Raw genomic sequence first — 5366 nt, 5'->3', positions numbered from 1 at the left:
CAGGGCTCGCCCTCCCGCCCGTAGGCGTCCAGGGACCGGTCGAAGTAGCCCGACTCGCCGTTCACGTTGACGTACAGGCTGTCGAAGCTGGTCCCTCCCACGGCGAGCGCGGCGTTCATGACCTCCCGCACATGGGTGAGGAGTTCCGTGCTCCGGGGGCGGGTGAGGGTCGCGGTGGGGCGCTCGTAGTGCAGCTTCGCGCGCCACAGGGCCTCGTCGGCGTAGATGTTGCCCACCCCGCTGATCAGCGACTGGTCCAGCAGGGCCCGCTTGAGGGTGGTCCGCCTGGCACGCAGCGCCAGGTGGTAGGCGCCCTCGTCGAACAGGGGGTCCAGGGGGTCGCGGGCGATGTGCGCGATGACGTCCGGGAGCCCCTCCTCGCTGCCGGCGACTACCTCGTGCAGGGAGAGCCCGCCGAAGGTCCGCTGGTCGACGAAGCGCAGCTCGGTCCCGGCGTCGTCGGCGAAGCGGACCCGGATGCGCAGGTGCTTCTCGTCGGGCGCGTCGGCCGGCTGCACCAGCAGCTGCCCGCTCATCCCGAGGTGGCCGAGGACGGAGAGCTCCTGGCCCTCCAGCGGCAGCCACAGGTACTTGCCGCGCCGGTGGGGTACCCCGATGGTCCCGCCCGCCAGCCGCGCCGCGAAGTCGGCCCCGCCCGCCGGGTGCCGGCGCACGGCCCGCGGGTGGAGCACCTCCACGGCGGAGACGGTCCGCCCGGCCACCCAGCGTTCCAGGCCCCGCCGCACCACTTCGACTTCGGGCAGCTCGGGCACGGTGTTCCTCCGGGGAAAAGCGGGCTTCGCGGGACGCCGCACCGCGGGCGTCCGGCTCTGCCGCGAGCCTACCCGGCGGCCCGGCACGGCAGGGGCCCCGCCCGGAAAAGGGACCGCCCGCCCCTGCCGGTGGCAGGAGCGGGCGGGACGTACCCGAAGGAAGCGCCGGTCAGGCCTTCGTCGCGGGGTCGGCCGGGGCCGAAGCCCCGTCGGCCGCGGCGGACGCCGCTTCGGCGGCCTTCCGCTCGTCCGCGGCGGCACGGATCCCGCGCCACGCGGACTCCGCCGCCTGCTGTTCCGCTTCCTTCTTGCTGCGGCCGGTGCCGGTGCCGTACGAGACACCACCGACGCGGGCGGCAGCGGTGAAGGTCTTCTCGTGGTCCGGACCGGTCTCGGTGACCAGGTACTCGGGCACGCCGAGGCCTTCGGCGGCCGTGAGCTCCTGGAGGCTGGTCTTCCAGTCCAGGCCGGCGCCGAGGTTCGAGGACTTCTCGATGAGCGGGTCGAAGAGCCGGTGGACCAGCTCCGAGGCCGCGTCGAGGCCCTTGTCGAGATAGACCGCGCCGATCACCGCTTCGAGGGTGTCGGCGAGGATGGAGGCCTTGTCCCGGCCGCCCGTGCCCTCTTCGCCCCGGCCGAGCCGGATGAAGGAGCCGAGGTCGAGGCCGCGGCCGACCTCCGCCAGCGCACGCGAGTTGACCACCGCGGCCCGCAGTTTGGCCAGCTGGCCTTCCGGCAGGTCGGGGTGGGTGGTGTACAGCGTGTCGGTGACCACCAGGCCCAGGACGGAGTCCCCGAGGAACTCCAGCCGCTCGTTGGTGGGCAGACCGCCGTTCTCGTACGCGTACGAACGGTGGGTCAGCGCACGCACCAGAAGGGCGGACTCGAGTTGGTACCCGAGCCGCCCTTCCAGAAGCGTGTGGGACGAGGCCGCGTTGTTACTGTCTGCCTGCTTCTCAGCGTTGGACAGCTCAGACATTGCGCCTCTCACCAGCCGCTCAGACCTCGAGGACCTGGCGCTTGTTGTAGGTGCCGCAGCTCGGGCACGCGATGTGCTGGAGCTTCGGCTCCTGGCAACGCTCGCACGAAACCAGGGTGGGGACCGCAGCCTTCCACTGCGACCGGCGGTGGCGCGTGTTGCTGCGCGACATCTTCCGCTTCGGAACAGCCACGGCTACTTCTCCTGCTTCTCGGCGGCGCTCTGAACTCCGTCAGATGCAGTGCCGCTCATGTTGTCCTTCTCGTCGTCCTGATCGGTCACGACGAGTTCCTGCAATGCCGCCCAACGGATGTCGACGGCGTCGTGGTGGTGCTCCGGGTCGTCGTTCAGGCTGACCCCGCAATCGGGGCACAGTCCGAGACAGTCCTCCCGGCACACCGGCTGCATGGGCAGTGCGAGCACCACCGCATCGCGCAGCACGGGTTCGAGGTCGAACAATCCGTCCTCGAGGAAGAGCATGTCCTCGTCGTCCTCGGCGTCGTCGGCCGGCTCCGCCTTGGGGCGGCCCCGGTCGTCGGCGTCAGGGTACGAGAACATCTCCTGGAAGTCCGCCTTGAGCTCGCGCTCGACGGTCTCCAGACACCTTACGCACTCCCCCACGGCCTTTGCACGGACGGTGCCTGTGACAAGCACCCCTTCCATGACCGACTCCAGGCGGAGCTCGATCTTCAGCGGGGCGCCTTCCGGCACTCCGATGACGTCGACGAGACCGAAGTCCGCCGGCGCCTCGATCTCACGGGACAGCCGCTGCATGGCACCAGGACGCCGACCCAGCTCGTGCGTGTCGAACACGAGGGGGTTGCGGTGGTCGAGGCGGGTGTTCAGGGCCGTTCCTGCTTTCACAGATCGCTGAAGATCAAAGATTTCGCTGCTCTAGGGCAGCATGGATCGCGGCGCATACGCGCGACCGAACAGCCAGGATACCCGGCGCTTCGCTCTGAGCCCAATCCGGCCTATCGCCCCTGCTCGTACTGGCGCAGCTGATCGAGGTTGATCATGCTCGTGTCGAAGAAGCTGGTCTCGTCGAGCGCCGGCTGCTGCGGGTGGTGGGCCTGCTGGGGCTGCTGATAGGCGGCGTACGGGTCGTGCTGCTGGGCGTAGCCGCCGTACGGGTCCTGCTGCTGGTAGCCCGCGTAGGGGTCCGTGTAGGCCGCGGCGTAAGCCGCTCCGGTGGAGCCGGTGCCCGCACCGGGGTAGCCGTCCTGCTGGGGCGGCTGGACCTGCTGCTGCGCCGGGTAGGGCACGGCGTAGGCCGCCGCGGTGTAGTCCTCGTAGACCGGCGCCGCCTGGGCGGGGACCACCGGCGGCTCGGGCTCGGCCAGCCCGGCCAGGAACTCCGCGTCGCTGGACGGGCGGACCTGCTGGTCCCCCGCCGCGTCCTGGGCGGCCATGTGCGCGCCGAGGTCGTCGGTGGGCACCCGGCCCAGCAGCTTCTGGCGGCCCCGGCCGACGGCCTCCAGGGTCTTGGCGAGCACCGCCTCGACGGTGGCCAGCTTGGCGTCCACGTACGCGTCCGCCTGCTCCCGCCGGGCCAGCGGGTCGGGGCTGGGCTCGGGGGCGCCGCTGTCGTCGTGGCCCCGGTCGTCCAGGCCGGGGCCGCGGCCCAGCAGCTTCTCCCGGCCGCGGTCCACGGCGCCGATGGTCTTGCTGAGGACGACCTCGAAGTTGGCGAGCTTGCTGTCCACGTAGTCGTCGGCCTCGGCCCGGATCTCGGCGGCCTCCCGGCGGGCGTCGGCGAGGATCCGGTCCGCCTCGTCCTGCGAGCGGCGCGCGATCTCGGTGTCGGAGATCAGGGAGCCGCGCTGGGCGTGGGCGGACGCGATGATCCGGTCGGCCTCCCGGCGGGCCTCCTCGACCATCTGGTCCCGGCCGCCGATGAGTTCCCGGGCCTGCGCCAGCGAGCCGGGCAGGGCCTGGCGCACCTCTTCGAGCTGCGCGAGGAGCTCCGCGCGGTTGAGCACGCAGGAGGCCGACATGGGCATCGACCGGGCGCCGCCGACGGCCGCGACGATCTCGTCCAGCTTCTTCTGTACGTCCATGGGGGCTCGCGCTCTCTGTGCCTGGACTGCGTCTCGGGCTGACGGGACGACTGTAGGCCCACCGGGGGGACGCGCGGGACCGGCCGGGGAACCTCGGTCCCCCGGCCACGGGCTCACTTGGCGCGCAGCCGTTCGATCAGCGCCGCGTGGACGTGCTCGGGGAGCAGGTGGGCGACGTCGCCGCCCCAGGCCGCGACCTCCTTGACCAGCGAGGAGGACAGGAAGCTGTACGTCGGGATGGTCGGGACGAACAGCGTCTCGACGCCCGACAGGCCCATGTTCATCTGGGCCATCTGGAGCTCGTAGTCGAAGTCGCTGACCGCGCGCAGGCCCTTGACGATGGCGGGGATGTCCCGCTCCTTGCAGAAGTCGACGAGCAGCCCGTGGAAGGACTCGACCTCGACGTTGCCGTAGTCGGCGGTCGCCTCGCGGATCATCTCGATCCGCTCCTCGACGGTGAACAGGCCCTGCTTCGACCGGTTGATCATCACCGCGACGTGCACGACGTCGTAGAGCCTGGAGGCGCGTCCGATGACGTCGAGGTGCCCGTTGTGGATGGGGTCGAAGGATCCCGGACAGACCGCGCGGCGCAACTGAACTCCCTCGTTCATGACTCTTCGCTGGTGGAGGCGGCGCGACCGTACCAAAGGGTGCCTTCGCCGTACTTGCGCGAGCGCAGCGGCTCGAACCCCTTTGGCCACGGGAACGGACCGCTCCTGGTGCTGCGCTCCACGGTGACGAGGGCGTCGTCGGTGAGCCAGCCATTGGCGCGGAGTGTGAGCAGGATCTCGCCGAGATCGCCGTGCTCGACGGCGTACGGGGGGTCCAGGAAGACGATGTCGTACGGGTCCCCCGGCGCGGGGGCCGCGACGACCTGCTCGGCCTTGCCGGCCCGGAACTCGGCGCCGGGCAGGCCCAGGGTCCTGATGTTGTCCCGGATGGCCTTGGCGGCCTTGGCGTCGGCCTCGACGAGGAGGGTGTGGGCGGCGCCGCGGGAGAGGGCTTCCAGGCCCACGGCGCCGGAGCCGCCGTAGAGGTCGAGGACCCGGGAGTCCTCGACGCCGTGGAGCGACTCCCAGGTGGAGAAGAGCCCTTCGCGCATCCGGTCGGAGGTCGGGCGGGTACCGGTGCCGGGCGGCACGGCCAGCCGCCGCCCGCCGGCGGTGCCGGCGATCACGCGGGTCATCTGGGGTCCTTCTCTGGGGCGGTGGGGGAGGCCGGGGCCTCCGTTCTGGCCTCCCACGATAGGTCGTGCCGTTCAGCCCTTCTCCAGGTACTGCTCCCGCTCGGTGTCCAGCAGGGCGTCGAGGGCGGTGCGCAGTCCGGGCAGGTGCTCCAGTTCGGGGTCGGCGGCGACGACGCGGGTGGCCTCCTCCCGGGCCTGGGCGATGACCTCCTCGTCCTCGATGACGGCGAGCATGCGCAGCGAGGAGCGGACGCCGGACTGGGCCTGGCCGAGGACGTCGCCCTCGCGGCGCTGCTCCAGGTCGATCCGGGAGAGTTCGAAGCCGTCGAGGGTGGCGGCGACGGCGGCGAGCCGGGCACGGGCGGGGC

The 5366-nt window shown here is 71.5% G+C and carries 7 protein-coding genes and 1 pseudogene; all 8 read right to left on the bottom strand.

Annotation, left to right across the window (positions count from 1 at the left end; all coding sequences use genetic code 11):
* Positions 1–773, bottom strand: a 773-nt coding sequence (gene mutM, locus VR44_RS03845; RefSeq protein ID WP_045945923.1) for a bifunctional DNA-formamidopyrimidine glycosylase/DNA-(apurinic or apyrimidinic site) lyase, incomplete at its 3' end; no start/stop codon positions are given.
* 169 nt (positions 774–942) lie between these two features.
* A complete protein-coding gene (gene rnc, locus VR44_RS03840) occupies positions 943–1752 on the bottom strand; it encodes a ribonuclease III (protein ID WP_045945922.1) in 810 nt (269 codons plus the stop codon).
* A 19-nt stretch (positions 1753–1771) separates the two neighbouring features.
* A complete protein-coding gene (gene rpmF, locus VR44_RS03835) occupies positions 1772–1945 on the bottom strand; it encodes a 50S ribosomal protein L32 (RefSeq protein WP_003965982.1) in 174 nt (57 codons plus the stop codon).
* A gap of 2 nt (positions 1946–1947) precedes the next feature.
* Entirely contained in the window at positions 1948–2616 is a 669-nt protein-coding gene (locus tag VR44_RS03830; RefSeq protein WP_045945921.1) for a YceD family protein, read from the bottom strand.
* A gap of 110 nt (positions 2617–2726) precedes the next feature.
* Entirely contained in the window at positions 2727–3812 is a 1086-nt protein-coding gene (locus VR44_RS03825; RefSeq protein WP_045945920.1) for a DivIVA domain-containing protein, read from the bottom strand.
* 113 nt (positions 3813–3925) lie between these two features.
* Positions 3926–4405, bottom strand: coding sequence for a pantetheine-phosphate adenylyltransferase (gene coaD / locus VR44_RS03820; protein ID WP_045945919.1), 480 nt, complete (start codon positions 4403–4405; stop codon positions 3926–3928).
* A gap of 14 nt (positions 4406–4419) precedes the next feature.
* Entirely contained in the window at positions 4420–4998 is a 579-nt protein-coding gene (gene rsmD, locus VR44_RS03815) for a 16S rRNA (guanine(966)-N(2))-methyltransferase RsmD (protein ID WP_045945918.1), read from the bottom strand.
* Between the two features lie 72 nt (positions 4999–5070).
* Positions 5071–5366: pseudogene (locus tag VR44_RS03810) on the bottom strand (ATP-dependent DNA helicase RecG); the annotation flags it as partial.

Origin of the sequence: Streptomyces katrae, from assembly GCF_000966975.1 — a bacterium.
Taxonomy (GTDB): Bacteria; Actinomycetota; Actinomycetes; order Streptomycetales; family Streptomycetaceae; genus Streptomyces; species Streptomyces katrae.
This window is presented reverse-complemented; position numbering and strand designations above follow the sequence as displayed.